This is a genomic window from Leucothrix pacifica (assembly GCF_003172875.1).
Taxonomy (GTDB): domain Bacteria; phylum Pseudomonadota; class Gammaproteobacteria; order Thiotrichales; family Thiotrichaceae; genus Leucothrix; species Leucothrix pacifica.
In genome coordinates this window covers 18,352-34,625 of the sequence record NZ_QGKM01000021.1, presented here as the reverse complement: position 1 = coordinate 34,625, position 16,274 = coordinate 18,352, and the positions used below count along the sequence as shown (strand labels likewise).

Annotated in this window: 12 protein-coding genes; 3 read left to right on the top strand and 9 right to left on the bottom strand. The window is 44.2% G+C overall.

All coding sequences use genetic code 11. The annotated features are described in order from the left end of the window. Positions 1–247: 247 nt before the first annotated feature. The 5 genes from DKW60_RS09345 to DKW60_RS09325 all read right to left on the bottom strand — a co-directional run bounded on the left by DKW60_RS09345 (position 248) and on the right by DKW60_RS09325 (position 9,546). Entirely contained in the window at positions 248–430 is a 183-nt protein-coding gene (locus tag DKW60_RS09345) for a 3-oxoacyl-ACP synthase (protein ID WP_146203459.1), read from the bottom strand. 83 nt (positions 431–513) lie between these two features. Further along, positions 514–3,561, bottom strand: coding sequence for a type III restriction-modification system endonuclease (locus tag DKW60_RS09340; protein ID WP_109837391.1), 3,048 nt, complete (start codon positions 3,559–3,561; stop codon positions 514–516). A 14-nt stretch (positions 3,562–3,575) separates the two neighbouring features. After that, complete coding sequence (locus DKW60_RS09335) at positions 3,576–5,576, bottom strand: site-specific DNA-methyltransferase (protein ID WP_109837390.1); 2,001 nt, start codon at positions 5,574–5,576, stop codon at positions 3,576–3,578. After that, entirely contained in the window at positions 5,569–6,261 is a 693-nt protein-coding gene (locus DKW60_RS09330) for a DUF4391 domain-containing protein (protein WP_109837389.1), read from the bottom strand. Before DKW60_RS09330 ends, DKW60_RS09335 begins: the two co-directional genes overlap by 8 nt. Positions 6,262–6,270: 9 nt before the next feature. Next, on the bottom strand, positions 6,271–9,546 hold the full coding sequence (locus DKW60_RS09325) for a helicase-related protein (RefSeq protein ID WP_109837388.1): 3,276 nt from the start codon (positions 9,544–9,546) through the stop codon (positions 6,271–6,273). Positions 9,547–9,747: 201 nt separating this feature from the next. Here DKW60_RS09325 and DKW60_RS09320 point away from each other — a divergent pair, with 201 nt between their 5' ends. Then, entirely contained in the window at positions 9,748–10,020 is a 273-nt protein-coding gene (locus DKW60_RS09320; RefSeq protein WP_109837393.1) for a type II toxin-antitoxin system Phd/YefM family antitoxin, read from the top strand. Positions 10,021–10,066: 46 nt separating this feature from the next. On the opposite strand, the gene DKW60_RS09315 is transcribed toward DKW60_RS09320, so the two are convergent. Together DKW60_RS09315 and DKW60_RS09310 are read right to left on the bottom strand one after the other, a co-directional pair. Then, entirely contained in the window at positions 10,067–11,167 is a 1,101-nt protein-coding gene (locus DKW60_RS09315) for a tetratricopeptide repeat protein (protein ID WP_109837387.1), read from the bottom strand. Positions 11,168–11,169: 2 nt separating this feature from the next. Next, entirely contained in the window at positions 11,170–11,805 is a 636-nt protein-coding gene (locus DKW60_RS09310; protein WP_109837386.1) for a hypothetical protein, read from the bottom strand. Positions 11,806–12,133: 328 nt separating this feature from the next. Here DKW60_RS09310 and DKW60_RS09305 point away from each other — a divergent pair, with 328 nt between their 5' ends. Together DKW60_RS09305 and DKW60_RS09300 are read left to right on the top strand one after the other, a co-directional pair. Then, positions 12,134–13,294, top strand: coding sequence for an ATP-binding protein (locus DKW60_RS09305; RefSeq protein WP_109837385.1), 1,161 nt, complete (start codon positions 12,134–12,136; stop codon positions 13,292–13,294). A 156-nt stretch (positions 13,295–13,450) separates the two neighbouring features. Continuing rightward, complete coding sequence (locus tag DKW60_RS09300) at positions 13,451–14,788, top strand: aspartate aminotransferase family protein (protein WP_109837384.1); 1,338 nt, start codon at positions 13,451–13,453, stop codon at positions 14,786–14,788. On the opposite strand, the gene DKW60_RS09295 is transcribed toward DKW60_RS09300, so the two are convergent. Next, entirely contained in the window at positions 14,777–15,976 is a 1,200-nt protein-coding gene (locus tag DKW60_RS09295) for an alanine racemase (protein WP_109837383.1), read from the bottom strand. The genes DKW60_RS09300 and DKW60_RS09295 overlap by 12 nt on opposite strands. 71 nt (positions 15,977–16,047) lie before the next feature. Then, entirely contained in the window at positions 16,048–16,272 is a 225-nt protein-coding gene (locus tag DKW60_RS09290; protein WP_109837382.1) for a DUF2061 domain-containing protein, read from the bottom strand. Between the last annotated feature and the right edge of the window lie 2 nt (positions 16,273–16,274).

Here is a 16,274-nt window from a genome sequence, read left to right as displayed (position 1 = left end):
CAACTCAATATCGTCTTCAAGGTCATTAAACTGCTGTAAATCCCAAGTGCCTTCTGCATTGCGTAGCAGCATGTCCACTTGTGGTTTGTCTTGTGAGACGATCAGGTAGGCTTTTAACGAATCAATGGATTGATAGCTCAGGGCTTTTTCCAAGTAGTCCTTGCGCATGGTGGAGGCGGAGGAGACTTTACGCCTTTCTTGATGGCGTCTTGCATGTCAGATAATGATTTGGGTTTGTTTGTGTATTTTAGGCAAGTTGTGACTTCATCCAGTGTCGTTTCAGGGAAGGGGCTACCGGCTTTTTGACAGGTACTCTGAGTGCCGCATTCTGGAAAAAAACATCGCCAAGCTCAGGAATGTCGCTTGTATCGATGTCTTTATCTTCCATTGCAGCCAAGCGTTTCCAGTCAGTTTTTGATGGTGTTTTCATATCTTTTCTCTCTGGCGGACTCATTGATAAACTCCGTTTTAGGTACTTTGACTTCATTTAGCGATTAAGCTACTACTCATTTATTACTGCCTAACCATCGTCATCAAGCTTTCGAATGTATCGACAACATCATATTTGACCGCTTGTTCCGGGTTACTTTTAGCAATGTTACTAAAAAACTTTTTCGCACATTCAATCTTTGTCGTTTCAACCTCGCGTAGCTGCAAAGAGTCCATGCTACCTTTAGTTTCAGCGATAAAGTAAATGTGTTTTACCGAACCTTCCTTAAAGGCAATTGCCCAGTCGGGATTGTAATCACCCACGGGTGTTGGGATGAAAAAACCGTTCGGGAGTTTGGCATAAACCGTCACGTGTTGCGCAGCTTCCAGTTCTTTCGCAAAGTTACGCTCAGTATTTGAGTCGGTGACTAAGTAATCGTAAATATGACGCTTGAGCGGCTCACCGGCATTGGTGAAGTCTTGTTTGCTTTGGTTTGCGGTAAAAATGTCGCGGTCAAACTTGTCATCGATTGTGTCATAAGCAAGGTGCTCAATAATAACTGTCGCCTTTTGCTCATTAATCAAATTAACTGCTTTTGAAATAAAATCCTCAGGATTCATTTTAAACTGAAGAAAAGCACGCTCAGACATGCCTTGCAGGATACTGGCAACTGTGCGGCGCGTGAGCTTAGTGCCATCAGATATTTTCCCAAGTAAGTCATATTTCACATGTGACTGTATGGATGAATGGAGGGAGTCGGTTTCTGTTTCCTTGATCTTAAAGCCTTGACCAGATTTCATCTTGTCGTAACTAACATTGTCAACTTGTTCTCCTCGCACAACATTATAGTGAAGCCTATCAACAACTAACTTCATATCGAGTGCTGGAATTGCTTTTTTAATCAACTCGTTTGAGTCAAAGTCAACATTGTAAATGGCTTTATGATTGATGCGTGCCCAAAGCTCCTGAAACTCCTTTTTGTCAAAATTATCATTGAGTGGGTTGGTTTTATTTTTTCGGCTGTCCTCCGGGAGAGGGAGCGTCTTATCAGAATAAACCGTGTCTATGAGTTCAAACACTTGTTGAGCATAGGGCTGTAAGGGTTCGGGTAGCTCTGCCAGTTTTTCATCGGTCTTTGCTTGGTGATATGTCTCGCTAATATGATCATCTTCGTCATTTACATAATCATTGCGTACTAAGTATTTGTAGATGAGCTTAGCCATCACCTCGTTAACTTCTACATCACCTTCCGATGTCGTGAATACCTTGCCAGTAAAGTATTCTTGATCCGCTTTTCGCGGTCTAGCTGAAAGCGAGTCGATAGTTTCCTTTTGAAGGGCTGTTACAAAGTCTTTGTAACTTTCACTCGCAATAACTGTGAGACGGTTGATGTCATGAACCAGTGTGGGTGTATCCATACGCTCACCATGCTGGTTAACACACAAACGGAGTCCACGCCCAACTTCTTGGCGACGAGTAATCCTATTGTCACTCTTCTTTAGGGCACAAATAACAAAGACATTGGGGTTATCCCAGCCTTCCTTTAGTGCGGAGTGTGAAAAGATAAAACGGGTCGGTTCTTTAAAACTGAGAAGGCGTTCCTTTTGTTTAAGGATAAGGTCATATGCTGCAACATCATCCGTATCCGTCGAGCGAGCAGCCAATTTTGAATCAACTAAGCGCTTAGAATTTTTATCAATAGAAAAGTAACCTTTATGGGTTTTTTCGGCATCAATGCCAGATAAGTACTTTTGGTATGCGTCATCAAAGATTTCCCTGAAGTCGTTCAATGCAAGCTGATACTCTTCCTCGAAGATACGGGCATACTCACCTTTTTCATCAGCTTGTTCATAGTCACGGTACTTAGCCACTTGATCAATAAAGAAAAGAGAGAGTACTTTGATGCCAAGAGTGTGAAGTTGCCGTTCTTTCTCAAGGTGAGCACGCACGGCCTCACGGATTTGAATACGACGAATCGCTGACTCGTTGACATTGCCGACAGCATCACCAACAGTAAGCTCGACACCGTTTAGAAAGCTAATGACATCTGTGTTTGCATCAATATTAGCGACGATAAAGTTATCTTTGTACTGGTCTAGTTCGTTCGATAGGTCGTATAAGTTATCGCCTTTCTTTAGGTTGCGGAAGACACGCTTAATGCCACCGCCTTTTAATTTCTGCTCAAATTCTACTTGGGCGACAGGGGGCTTGTTTTTGAATATATCGATGTGACTAAAGAACAGGTACGCATTAGTACCTGCTAAACCTTTAACAGTGACACCTCGCACTTCAATCTTTTTCACCAGCTTTTGGTTGTAGGCATCAAGTGCATCAAGACGGAACACTTTATTGTGTTCTGTCTTATGTGTTGCAGAATAGCGAAGCATAAACAAGGGATTAAATTCTGCAAAAGAGTCCAGCGTCTTTTTGCCTTCCATCTTTTGGGGCTCATCCAATATCATGATTGGACGATTTGCTTTTATTACATCAATAGGACGGCGTGTTTGAAAGCCATCCAGCTCTTCATAAATACGTCTGGCATCTTTGCCACGTGCGTTAAACGCCTGAACATTGATAATCATGACGTTGATACCGGCATCTGATGAAAAGCTTTCTATCTGATGAAGTTGTTTGGAATCATAAATGAAAGACCTGGCTTGCTTACTGTAGAGCTGTAAAAAGTGCTCTTTTGTTATTGAAAACGACTTTTGTACACCTTCACGAATGGCAATACTCGGTACAACGATAATAAACTTAGTCCAACCATATTCTTGGTTAAGCTCAAACATGGTTTTGATATAACAATAGGTTTTACCTGTGCCAGTCTCCATTTCAATATCAAGGTTGATAGGACTGGCCTTAGTTTTTACTAGCTCTGTTGACTGTGGCAGGTTTTGATGTCTTTGGTTTTCTTGAACATTTTTTAGTAATTGCTCGGAGCTGATTTGTATTTCAGCGTTTCGAAAACCATCGACGTGACTAACAGTCGAGCGACTCTCTCCGCGTGCGACAACACCGGGGTCAATTTTATAATCGATCCCTTCTTTTGTCGGAACTTGACCTTTGAAACACTCGATAACCGACTGTACTGAATTTGCTTGGTATTTCTGATGCTTAAATTGGAGCTTCATGGTTAAAATACTCCTTAAATAGACTTCACATCGGTCATTGGAGATAGTTGTTTGAAGATTTGCTCTACATTGATTTTTGTACTGTCTGAAGCAAAGCCACCATCACGAAATACAACACGAAGTGGTTCATGTTGGGCAAGTTCTTTCACAAAATCTTCCGTGACACCACCATTGTTATCAAAGCAGGCAACCAGTGAGTTATTATCTACAAAAAATACCGTCTTATTGTCTATAGACTCTCTGTTAATTGGAAGAGTTAAGTCCACTCCCCAGTCGAGCATGACCTGAAACAATAAATCTTCTTCTGTACGGTCTGATTTTACATTATCGATGTTATCGAATAGGCCGCCTTGAATTATTTGGTCTGGGTTGTAATAGACATCGGTCATATTGCTGCTATCGATTTTTAGAACTCTAAATCCAGTATCAAGTTCTTCTATACCTTCGGTATTTTTGTTCTCATCAAGAATTTTTTTTGCCGAACGCCTTATTCTTTCTTTTGAAATCTCAGATATTTTTGGGGGCAAGTTTAAATCCTTACATAGCTTTAATGATAGCTTTGAGTCTTTAGTTTTACCTGTAATTTCTTCTGGGTACTGGAGCTCAATAAACTTTCTTCTTCCACCATCAATATTTAGCCCCATAAGTGCATGAGCAGTACTCGCTGAGCCGGCGAAAAGGTCTATACATATTTCATTTCTACCAACCATAAAAGTTAATAGCCGCTCCATGAGTTTTACAGGTTTAGGGTTAGAGAAGGCTTTTTTAGTCTCTGGGAAAAGTTGTTTTAGGTCGTAAGGGCCTGTTCTTCCATCTAAGTGAAAAACACTGGAGAGCTTGTCTGTGAAATCTTTTGCATAGACTTTTAGTTCAATAGTTTTGTTGTGATCATCTCCAAATAAGACTTTATCGTCCTCTAGGAGCTTTATCATTGTACTTTCCGGAAACCTATAACCCATGAGTGGTTGTTTGCAGTTTTCTCCTGTTACAGGGTGTAAAATATTGTATCTATATCCTTCTTTTCCCGGGTTGTGTACGCTTTGGCTACCTGTGTATATTCCACCTTCATCAATGTATTTATATCTATCTAGTGGGCCAAGTTCAGATTTGTTCACTTTGAACCATTTTGTGTATGCTTTTTGTAAGTCATGCTGTTCTGAATACTTACAATTTAGCTCATTTCCGATATTTATGAGTACATCTTTTATTGAAGATATTTTTGACTTCCAACTCTTTTCTAGTTTTGATTTAGACTTCGCATATACATGAATGCTTTCATGTTCTATTGCAATATTAGTAGGATTATTATCAGTAACATTTTTCCAAATTATAGTGCCCACAAAATTTGACTCGCCAAACACCCAGTCACATAACTGTCGTATATTAGATGTTTCACTATCATCAATTGAAATTGCGATGATTCCATCATCGGATAAAATATTTTTAGTTAACTTAATTCTTAGGTAAATCATCGTAAGCCAGTCAGAGTGGAAACGACCGTTTGAATCTGAGTTGCTTACAAGTTTTTTATCTTCATCATCAACTTGATTTGTATCTACTAAGTAATCATATGTACTACCGACAAAGCTATCTCTATAAACTAAGTTCTCACCTTTTTTTCTATTATAAGGAGGGTCTAAGTAAGCCATTTTAATAGCACCTAGGTATGTTTCTTGAAGTAGCTTCAGTGCGTCTAAATTATCACCTTCAATAAACAGGTTTTCTGTGGTATCAAAATCAACACTTTCTTCTCGGCATGGTCGTAGTGTCTTTGATATAGGAGCGTTAGCGGTTAGCAAAGCCTCACGCTTACCTGGCCAATTAAGTTGATACCTTTCTTGTGGCCCTTCGACTATTTCACGGGATAGTTCTTGTCGCAGAAGATCAAAATCAATTGCTTTACGGATATTACCGTCCTCGTCTTTGGCTTCAGTAATACAGTGAGGAAATAGGTCGGCAATTTTATTAATATTCTGGTCTGCAAGATCAGGGCTGTGCATTTTAAGTTTATCCATGCGCTGTGTTTCTCTCTATCTGTATTTTAAGTTGGTTGATCTTTTTATTAACATCAACTTTTCGATTAAATTGTTTCTCTCGCTTGAGTTGGTTTTGCAACTTTGATAGCGATAGTCGGTATTGCTTCAGTAGAGCAATTCGTTCTAGCTGTGAAGTCAAGCTTTCATTGGGCAGGGCAGGCTCAGTTAATAGGCTACGCAGTAGCGCCTGATATAAACTAGTCAGGTCTACAGCAATGGGTATATTCTGGTATTCATCAGTGAGCTTTACCCATTCAGTACTAAAGTAATCTTGGATAATCATTTGCTTTTCGTTTCGGACATTCGCCCGTTTGGCAGCCATGATGCATTGCACTGTTTTTTTCTGCGCATCATAAATTTGGTAATAAATTGTTGATGGAATGGTTTTATCGAGGGTTTCTAAGACTCGAAGGTCAAGTGATGAAACATCGGGCTTCAACGTAATATCAAACACCTGAATCTCAGATACTTCAGCCGTCGCAGGTATATTCAACGTGTCACTCGCCAGTTTATGGCGCCAGCGTATCTCAGCAATTTGATTTACAAAAAGCTGCTTAATTTCATTGCTGGGGTCAGTTTGCTGATAAATAGTCTCCTTCGGAACTCTTTTACCAAGTGGTGTAAGTTCAGTTGAAGGGGGGAATTTAAAAGGTATAAAGGACATAGTGATTGCTCAATCCACCACAACGATAAAGTTAATCAGTTCAAAGTCATCTAATCCCGCAATATCATGTTGTTTTGCTGTGGTTTCTCTGTTTCCAAACAGGCTTTCAATATCCTTGGTTTCTTTTACTTCGATCATTGAGGCAATAGCTTTATCAAGTAAATCAGAGTAAAAATGCATGTCACGACCATCTTTTGTAACGGTATTAAAATGCTCAAAGGCTGATGGGATAGGCTCAGTTCTTCCTTTACAAGCGGCTCTGACGTGATCCAGAAGCGGTCTCACTTGCATGTGATTGATGATGACCTCACCGTCTTCTGAAATATAAATCAGGTAGTATGGGTGCAAGCGGTTTTGTTGGTTTATATTGACACTGTGGTTGCGGTTTCGTAGCGAGTAAATAACACCGGGTAGTAACCCTTTCTCAGGGTTTGCAGGAACAACAGCATGCATTCCATTCGGTGCAGCACGCATATCACCATTGGTTTTTATGTAATTGAGTAAGTCCATACGAAACTCATTCAAGCCCAAGTCGGTTATTGACACGCCACCACTAACATCTTCCATGTCAATTACTTCATCTTTCATTTTTTTGAGCTGCTTTTTTCGGTAAGCAACGTCGTTTGCTTCTGCTTTCAAGACGTTGTCATCACCTGTTGCGGTAATGTCCGAAATGACCATTCGGTTTTCCACACGCTCTTTTAGATTGATGTATTCATCAAGGCTTATGTCCGGCCAGTAATTAACAAGTTGGATACTTTCATTTGACGATCCGATACGATCTACACGCCCAAAGCGCTGGATAATTCTGACCGGATTCCAGTGAATGTCATAATTGATGAGGTAGTCACAATCTTGGAGGTTTTGACCCTCCGAAATACAGTCTGTGCCAATGAGTATATCAAGTTCATTTGGTTCCTCTGGAATTACGTTCGACTTCTCTTTTGACACTGGGGAAAACAATGTGAGTAGTGTTTGAAAGTCGTAGCCTTTACCGAGAGTCGATTTTGCAGAGCTTGAGCCGGTGACTTTCCCTGAGTGAAGTTGGTAAGTCTCTAAAGTATCAGATGCTAGGTTATCGTATAAGTAATCAGCCGTATCAGCGAATGCTGTAAAGATAAGTACCTTTTTGTTACCTGGGTTGATTGGGGTTGCCCACTTTTGACGAAGGTGACTCTTGAGATGATTCAGCTTTGCATCGTACTCAGGTGTCACCTTTTCCATTTCATCAAGCAGATCTGTAATGTGAGATAAATCTTCCCACAGGTGGTATTCCCATGTTGCTAAATCCATATCAGCCAGATCGATTTGTACTTTTCCGCCTGTAGCAAAACCAGAGTTGATTCCTTCTAGGTCATTTTCATCCTCAAAATCGAAGTCGGAACTTTCACCATCGGGAAACTCGTAGCCAAAGCCTGCATCTTTCCCACTTTGCTTAAAGCGCTCTATACTTTCGAGCGCAGTTGTTAGCGTATCGCTAAGTCCTTGTAGTGTCATACGAAAAGCGTGAACAGAGCTTTCTAGTCGTTTGAGGAGGTTTATTGTCATCAGTCGCTGAAGCGCCTTCTCACGGTCAGCTTGTCGCAGTGTGCTTTTCCCGTCACTGACATTTGTATCGTAGATGTCTTCATACTTTTTAAGCCGGCTGGGGAGTATGTAGCTTATTGGGGCATACACGGCCATTTTAAGCTGTGAAAGATTTTTGAAAATATCATTAAACCCTATGACATCTTCTCGTGTTGTTAATGGTGGGTGAAAAGAAAGTGGTTTTCTACGCTCAGGGAAGCGGCCAATTTCGCTCGTATCGTAGAAGGTTTCAATGTGCTTTCTGGAGCGAGCAATTGTTACGCTATCTAGTAGTTTGAAGAAGTCAAAATCGAGCGCATCGAGTAATCGCGCAGCTGTCCTGTCATCGGGTGGTAGCTCTGCCCAGTGGTTGAAGGATGTTTGGGCGCGTTTGAATATATCTTCAATACTGTGCGTTGTCCCTACTTGTTCCTGCATTGACTTAGAGTCACCTTCATAAGCTAAGGCGAGTTGGTTGCGTAAGTCACTAAAGCGATTGTTGACAGGCGTTGCTGAGAGCATGAGTACTTTCGTTTTCACACCTGCTCTAATGACTTTATTCATCAGAGTTTGGTAACGGTTTTCTTTGTCTTTTTGAGCGTTGTTATTTCTGAAATTATGGGACTCGTCAATAACAACGAGATCGTAATTTCCCCAGTTGACACGGTCGAGAGGCATACCCAATGACTCACCAGAGGTTCTTTGTAAGTCTGTGTGACAAAGCACATCATAAGCGAACCGATCTTTAACGAATGGGTTAGTAAGTAGGTTTCGGTTGAAGTTAAGCCAATTGTCCGAGAGCTTTTTGGGGCACAAGAGAAGCACAGACTTATTACGTAGCTCGTAATATTTCATAACTGCCAGTGCAGTGTAGGTTTTACCTAATCCAACACTATCAGCAAGTATGCAGCCATTGAATGTTTCGAGTTTGTTGATAATGCCCGTAGCGGCATCACGCTGGAAGTTAAACAGCTTATTCCAGACCAAGCTGTTTTTATATCCGGTTTTGTCATTGGGCAATACGTCTTCATTGATATCTTCCAGGAACTCACTGAAAATGTTGTAGAGAAGCTGAAAGTAGATTCGCTCGGGGGAGTTTTCTTGGTAAACCGTTGAGATATGGTTAATTAACCTTTCTGTTACATCATCAACTTGTTCAGGGTTGTCCCAGAGTTGCTCAAAAACATTTATGTAGCCTTTTGTTATGGGTGGCTCGAGGCGGTTAACAAAGTTCGATGCGGCATTTCCTGCTTGGTAACCGAGATCAACCGCGGTGAAGCCTTGTAAAGGGAAATATACTTGCTCGTTTACCTCAGTTCTCAAAATGGCCATTTGTTGCATGGGTGAGCCAGTTGTATTTGAACGAAACGTCACTTTCCGCCTGATCCAGTTGGCACACTCTTTGGCAATCGCTTTCTGGGTAAGTTTGTTTTTTAGGTGTATTTCAAATTCACTCCCGTAGAAGCTTTTTTCGCGCTCTTCTTTGGGGATGAAGAACTCGCGTTTCTCTTTTCTGAATTTGTCTGCGACTTCGGATTCTACAAAGGTTGGTGATGTGAAGATGAACTCTAATGATTCGATACTTTCAAGCTCGTCTTTGAGTGCTTCGTAGGCATATATAGAAAAGCATGATGCGGCAATTTGGAGTTTTGAGCCTGTTTTAATTGTTTTTTTTAAGTCATCACCTAAACGGTCATTGATGTTGTCAATTAAATACATTTTTACCCCGTCATCCTTGTAATTTTCTTGCGGTAAATGCTTGCCCCAAGCTGAATATTATATCACTTCATTTGGTAAGGTCTAAGTAAATTATATTGCTCTTTGGCGCAGCTTTATCGTTATTGATGACTGGTTGAGTTGTTTTTTTGGGCGCTTAACTGGTGCTATTATCAGGTCACTTAATATATGAAGGTGCAAGGTATGTCGACTCGATTCTCTCAAGATGTTGTTCCTTTGACAGAGTTAAAAGTCAATCCTGGCAAGATCGTAAAGCATACCGCTCAAACACATCGCCCCGTTCTATTAACGAGTCGTGGACGTGGTGTCGCGGTTGTTCAGGACTTGAATAGTTATGAAGAAGTACAAGAGCAGCGTGACTTCTTCAATGCGATTGTTCAGGGTTTAATGGATGTCAGGGAAGGGCGTACAGTAACGCTTGATGGAGCAAGAGAGCGCTTGGGCCTTGCTGAATGAAGGTTGGCTAGCTGAATCTGGTGGTCTGTGATGTCTGCTATTTTGATCATCTTTGCTTAGCTTCAAACAAACCTTTCGCAATCTCATACTTCTCCTGCACATCAAACCCCGAGTTACTGCCCGGTGAGACTTTCTGAACGGCCACATGCAGCAGGCAAACCAATGCAAGTCCAGTGAAGTCGCCGGGGAAGCTTTTTATGGTGTAAGTCACTTCAGGGTCATTAATGTTGAGGCCGTTTTGACCGAGCTGAGCCACTTCGAGTGCAACGGCAGCGGCTTCTTTGTCACTGGCGTCTTTAAGTCGCCTCAAGGCGTCAATGCAATAAAACACCGCGTCTGAGTTTTCGTGCTCGCCAGAGTCTTTACGGAACTGGTGATAGCCAATTTGTCGTTGCAGGTCTTTGGCTTTTTCTTCGATCTCATTGCCCGTATTGGTGGCGATAAGGGCGGCGGCCATTTCTTTGGCTTCGCTAATGTTTTTGTCTTGCCCGGTTTTAAACAAGCAGGTGGCGAGATTTAACAAGCTAATCGAATCACTCGGCAACAAACTCAGGGCATGTCGTAATACACTGATCGCAGAAATATAGTCCTGCTTCTGCATGTGTATGGCTGCCAACGTTCGCAGCGCATAAGGATCATCAGACTCAATGCTAAGGGCTTGCTTCAAGGCCGTCTCAGCAGGCTCAACCTGTCCTTGTCTCAGATGAGCGACGCCTAAGGCCACAAACGCATGGTAATGTTTCGGGTCGGTTTCCGTGGCTTTCGTCAGGAGGCTAACCGCATCATCAAGTTTGCCCTGATCGCTATACACCATGCCAAGGTTATACAAGCTGTCCGTGTCGTTCGGATCATGTTCAAGAATTGCATTTAACAGGGGAATCGCTTGGCTATATTCGCCCGCTTTTAAAAAACCTAAGGCTTGTGCGCGTTGTTGCTCAACAGAGTCTCCGGCGTGCCATTTAATCAGTACGCTGTGCTCACCAAAGACGAGTTTAAGATCGCCACCGAGTGACTGGTATTGCTTTTCCAGTTGTTCACGCAGCTGCTGATTGAATGCAGTAGAACCCACGGTTTGAGCATCTGATGGGTAGTCGGATGTGTTGACGGTGTCGTAGCTCAGGGCTAATTCAAAGGGTGCTTTAGACATGGCTATACCCAGCGATAGAGGTGTTGGATGTTAAGGCGTTTTGCCCACTCATCAATAAGGGCTTTATCCTGATCACCGTCACTATTGTGCTTAAGGCAAAGATCCAGTAATTCCACTGAAATCGCCTCCATACCTGCCACCTTGTATGGTGCGGTGAGTTCGGGTGAGGGGAACTGGTAATCCACCATGGCCGCATGTGCCGCGTTCATGTGTTGATTGGCGAGTATGATGGTTTGTGGAAACTGGGATTTATCGATATTGAGTGCGGCCCAATACTCATGAACTTGCTGAGTCAGCACTACTTCCTGAATCTCTCTTAACTCCTCGTATTCCCGAAACAAGTAGGTATCAACCAGGATACCAACGGGGACGGAGCGCAACTGCGTGATAATGCCGCCGAGGATGTGGTTGGCGAAGTTGTCCAGCTCACCGCTTTGCATGCTGGGGTGGAGTGTGGCGAGTTCGGCTTTGGTGCGTTCAAACCCTGCCGGGTCTTGGGTGATATTGGCGCGATTCGCTTCATCCACACTGAATTGACGCAGAATGAAAACGGCCTGCCACGCGACGTAGTAGTCGGCTTTATCGTTGTGTTGTTTTAGGATGATCTGGTGTCGCTGTAGTCCGTTTCGGCCTGCCATGCGGACGGTTGAATCTGTCGCGAGACTTTCGTCATAGCTGATGTCACAGGCATAGCCGCTCTGCGCTTCGCAATGTTCTAATAGCTGGGTAATACTATTTGAATATTTGAATATTTGAATATTTTTGCATGGGTGACTGTTTTGCTATGAGGAGTTTCGGAAGAATAGCAATTTTGGCGGAATAGTTATACTAAATGAGTCGCTTACTTCATCATGACTAATTCGAAGACTTTACACCTCTGACAAACGATAGCTAAGTAGCTGCTTCAGTTGGCATTGCTTGGTTTTATCTATACAATTTAGTTCTAAATCAGGAAAATTGTATAAAATGATCTCCAGAGCACTCACCAATACTTTACAGCGCTTAACAACTTCATTCCCCGTTATTACAGTGACAGGCCCGCGCCAATCCGGAAAAACCACCCTGGTACGTTCACTGTTTGCGGATAAACCCTATGTCACTTTGGAAGACCCTTCAGAGCGCTTATTTGCAGAAGATGACCCAAAGGGCTTTTTGGCACGTTTTAGCGAGGGCGCTATTTTTGATGAAGCGCAACACTGGCCAGATCTGTTTTCCTACCTTCAGGGGATGGTGGACGAAGATCGTCAGGCAGGGCGTTTTATTCTCACGGGTTCGCAACAGTTCGGTTTGTTGGCGGGTGTTTCGCAGTCTTTAGCGGGACGTGCCGGTGTCACGCGCTTGTTGCCATTGTCATCTTCAGAGATTCCCAATTTATCATCTCATCGTTTAAATGCTGTTTTGCTCACTGGTGGTTATCCCGCGCTACATGCCCAGATGATCAATCCCCAAGACTGGTTTGCCAGTTACATCGCAACCTATGTCGAGCGCGATGTGCGCCAGTTGATCAATGTTCAGGATCTCACAACATTCCAGCGCTTCTTGCGCTTGTGCGCAGGGCGGACGGGGAGTTTGCTGAATCTAAATGCCTTGGCAGGTGAAGCGGGGATTACCAATAAAGTCGCACAGGCTTGGATGTCGGTATTGCAGTCGAGTGATTTGGTGTATTTATTGCCGCCGTATCACAAGAACTTTGGTAAGCGTTTGGTGAAAACGCCCAAGCTATATTTTGTGGATACAGGTTTGGCGTGTTGGTTATTGGGAATACGCACAGAAGAGGTTCTGGCTTTACACCCTTTACGGGGTGCGTTGTTTGAAACGTGGGTGATCGGTGAGGCGCTTAAAGCGCGTTATAACGCCGGTGAAGCAGCGGATCTGTATTTTTGGCGAGATAATAATGGGGTGGAGGCGGATCTGGTTTATGAAAAAGATGGCAAGCTGCAACCCATTGAAATCAAGTCCGGCGCAACAGTAACCAGTGATTATATTAAAGCAGGGCAGAAGGCCGCTAAGTTTGCAGGGGATGAGGCGCTGACGCCTTGGTTAGTGCATGGTGGGGAGGATAACTATCAGCGTAGCGGGGTGGATGTGATCGGCTGGAGAATGTTTGCCGGGCGGGTTTTTAAGTAAGTGACTCGGGTCAAAACTGACCTGAGCCACAGGTTTTTATTGTGTCGAACTCAGTAGTATCAATCTGCTTATACCCGCCGTTCAGTTTTTCTGTCATGCATCCTTAATGGTGACACGGTATGATGCGCGCCATTTACTTTTTCAAAGACCAGATACATGAGCAATCCAGCGAAACCAAATACTGAGCGCCTGCTAAAACAATCACACAATAATATGCCGATGGGTGTTGCCGATAACTACCGCTACTGGGGTGAAGACAACACGGTATTTGTAAAAAGCAGCAAGGGTTGCACCATTACGGATGCTGATGATCAGACTTTTGTAGACTTCCGTTTGGCCTATGGCCCGATCATTCTGGGCTATCGTGATTCGCGGGTAGACCAGGCGGTGATTGAGGTGATTACTGAGCGCGGCACCATGTCCGGCTTCTCGACTGACCTTGATTCTGAGGTGGTGGAGTTGGTCAAATCAATGTGTCCAAATATCGAGAAAATGCGCTTCGCTAACTCGGGCACTGAAGCGGTATTGGGTGCAGTGCGCACCGCGCGTGGTTTTACCGGCCGTAATAAAATCGTGGTGGTCGAAGGTGGTTTTCATGGCCTGTACGATGAAATGATGTGGAAGTCTGACGTTGATAACTGGGATAGCCAATCCGCTCAACCGCCAGAAATTGCTGCTTTTGGGGTAGGCATTCCGGAGGCAAGTCGCGAGCATTTAGAGACCGTGCCGTTAAATGACTTTGCCGCGATTGATGAGGTGTTTACGCGTGTTGGGCATGATATCGCTGCTATCATTATTGAGCCGATTTTGGGTAACTGCGGTAGCATCGCTTCGACGCCTGAGTACATGCAAACCTTACGCAGCATGTGCGACTCGAATGGGTCTTTATTGATTATGGATGAGGTCAAGACAGGCTTTCGGGTGGCTAAAGGTGGTGTGCAGGAGTTGTACGGCATTAAGGCTGATCTGACGACTTATGCCAAAGCGATGGGTAATGGTTACGCGGTTGCGGCGTTTGGTGGACGTGCGGATGTGATGGATATCATTAGCTTCAATGCCAAAGGTGTTACGCACGGTGGTACTTATACGGCGAATATGATTGCGCTGAGTGCGGCAAAAGCGACGCTGACCATCCTTAATGAAACGGATGCGTATGGGACGATTAACAACGCTGGCGCGGCGATTCAGCAGGTGTTGAGCCGTGTGTTCACCAAGCACGGTATTGCGCATAAATTTGCCGGGCCGGATGCGATGTTTGGTATTCATTTTGGTGAGGCAGTGCCAACCAATTATCGCGATTGGAAAGAGACTGACAGCGCTTTGTATACCGAGTTTGCCATGAATCTGATTAAGCATGGTGTGATGCTGGAGCCGGATTCACGCGAGCCTTGGTTTATCTGTGAGGCGCATAAAGACGTTGATTTGGCATGGCTGGAAGCGGTGGCTGATCAGTCGATGGCTGAGGCGATCGCGGCAAAGTCTTCACACGAATAAATCGTGCGCCCGTGCTGTGATCTCAATCACTTCTGCGGTACCGTCTGCTTTCATGAGTAATGCTTGCTCTGCGAGATTGACTGTCGGGCAGATGTGTCGTGGTATTAGCAGGAGTGTATCGCCGCGCTTTGGTTTGTTGGTGCTGTTACAGTGCAGCGGTAAGTGCTCTTCGCTGGGTGGCCGGGCAACTAATTCCGGGTGATCCAGTACAAAGGCTACGGGGTGACCGGCTTCTGCAGCGATGGATTTGGAGCCGGCATCACAGGTCACAAGGTCTCCTCGCGGATGACTGATAACGCGGGATAACAGCATGGCTGCCGGTTTTAATTCGAGATCTTCCAGTAGTGAGTCGTACTGAAAGTCATGGAAGACTACGGTGCCGGGGGATACTCGATGTATCACTTCACTGTCTGCGATATTGCCATCCGCGAATCCGGGGTAATCCAGAGCGTATCGAAATGTTGGTGTTCCACTGGTGATCAGCTCGTCACATGGCAGTCCATCAATCGCTAATTGGCCGATGGTCTCGCTGATTTGGGTGTACAGGGCATGGGATGCTTCGCGTCGCTGGGCCGCGGCTTCATCGTGAATATGACCGTCGTAAAAGTGTAGTCCACGAAAGCGTTTGCCCGCTGCTTGCGCGACGGTATGGATGCTTTGATAGTCGGTTAGTGGTATGCCGGTGCGGTTCATTTGCGGATTGACATCGACAAAAATACCCAGTGTGTGCGGTATTTGGGCGATGTGTTCGGGGTCTTCACTAAGGACGGATATATGGGTTGAGGGGAAGGTTTCAGCCAGTTCACCTGCGACGCTCAAAGCCGGGCCTTGCAGTGGGTATGCGATGAGTAAATCAGCATCTGATATGCCACGCTTTGCCAGTACATCCAGCAAGCAGCCTGCTTCACGCACGGTAGCGCATTTAAAATGGCGCACTCCGGCATCAATCAATAAGCCGTAGACATAAGGGGATTTGGTGGTTTTTAGGTGAGGGCGCCAGCGTGAGGCATTGCCGCCCATGTAGGACAGCATTGCCTGAATATTGTGTTCCACTTTGTCCGCGTAAATCACCAGTGCGGGCGTCATTATCCTGCTGAGTAATTCATCGGGTAAAGCATAATCCGCTGCGTCTAATGTACTTAATCGCTCTTCGCTTAAATCCTTGCTCAAATTCTGAATCGCCTGCATGGTCACTTCCCTGTGGTTTCCAATGAGTTTGAGTCGTTACTGTAACCATCCCTATCTCTTTTGGCTAGTACCTAAACCCGGTGACTGGCGACAACCGTCAGGTGTGACAATAGTTCTGGTATATCGAACTTATTCCATAGTTTTTCATGAAAGTAGAACGCAACGGTGTTGATGGCTGATTCGACTAAGGCGACTGCACCCCCCATGACGACACTACCGGTAATTAAATAAGCCACAGTGGAACACACACATTCACAAGCATAAAGTGCGTAGAATAAGGCTATAATAGTCGACATTA

What these genes read in the sequence shown, in the direction of transcription:
- DKW60_RS09345 (WP_146203459.1), bottom strand. Translation starts at nt 430, where the DNA reads ATGAAAACACCATCAAAAACTGACTGGAAACGCTTGGCTGCAATGGAA.
- DKW60_RS09340 (WP_109837391.1), bottom strand. Translation starts at nt 3,561, where the DNA reads ATGAAGCTCCAATTTAAGCATCAGAAATACCAAGCAAATTCAGTACAG.
- DKW60_RS09335 (WP_109837390.1), bottom strand. Translation starts at nt 5,576, where the DNA reads ATGGATAAACTTAAAATGCACAGCCCTGATCTTGCAGACCAGAATATT.
- DKW60_RS09330 (WP_109837389.1), bottom strand. Translation starts at nt 6,261, where the DNA reads ATGTCCTTTATACCTTTTAAATTCCCCCCTTCAACTGAACTTACACCA.
- DKW60_RS09325 (WP_109837388.1), bottom strand. Translation starts at nt 9,546, where the DNA reads ATGTATTTAATTGACAACATCAATGACCGTTTAGGTGATGACTTAAAA.
- DKW60_RS09320 (WP_109837393.1), top strand. Translation starts at nt 9,748, where the DNA reads ATGTCGACTCGATTCTCTCAAGATGTTGTTCCTTTGACAGAGTTAAAA.
- DKW60_RS09315 (WP_109837387.1), bottom strand. Translation starts at nt 11,167, where the DNA reads ATGTCTAAAGCACCCTTTGAATTAGCCCTGAGCTACGACACCGTCAAC.
- DKW60_RS09310 (WP_109837386.1), bottom strand. Translation starts at nt 11,805, where the DNA reads ATGGCAGGCCGAAACGGACTACAGCGACACCAGATCATCCTAAAACAA.
- DKW60_RS09305 (WP_109837385.1), top strand. Translation starts at nt 12,134, where the DNA reads ATGATCTCCAGAGCACTCACCAATACTTTACAGCGCTTAACAACTTCA.
- DKW60_RS09300 (WP_109837384.1), top strand. Translation starts at nt 13,451, where the DNA reads ATGAGCAATCCAGCGAAACCAAATACTGAGCGCCTGCTAAAACAATCA.
- DKW60_RS09295 (WP_109837383.1), bottom strand. Translation starts at nt 15,976, where the DNA reads ATGCAGGCGATTCAGAATTTGAGCAAGGATTTAAGCGAAGAGCGATTA.
- DKW60_RS09290 (WP_109837382.1), bottom strand. Translation starts at nt 16,272, where the DNA reads ATGTCGACTATTATAGCCTTATTCTACGCACTTTATGCTTGTGAATGT.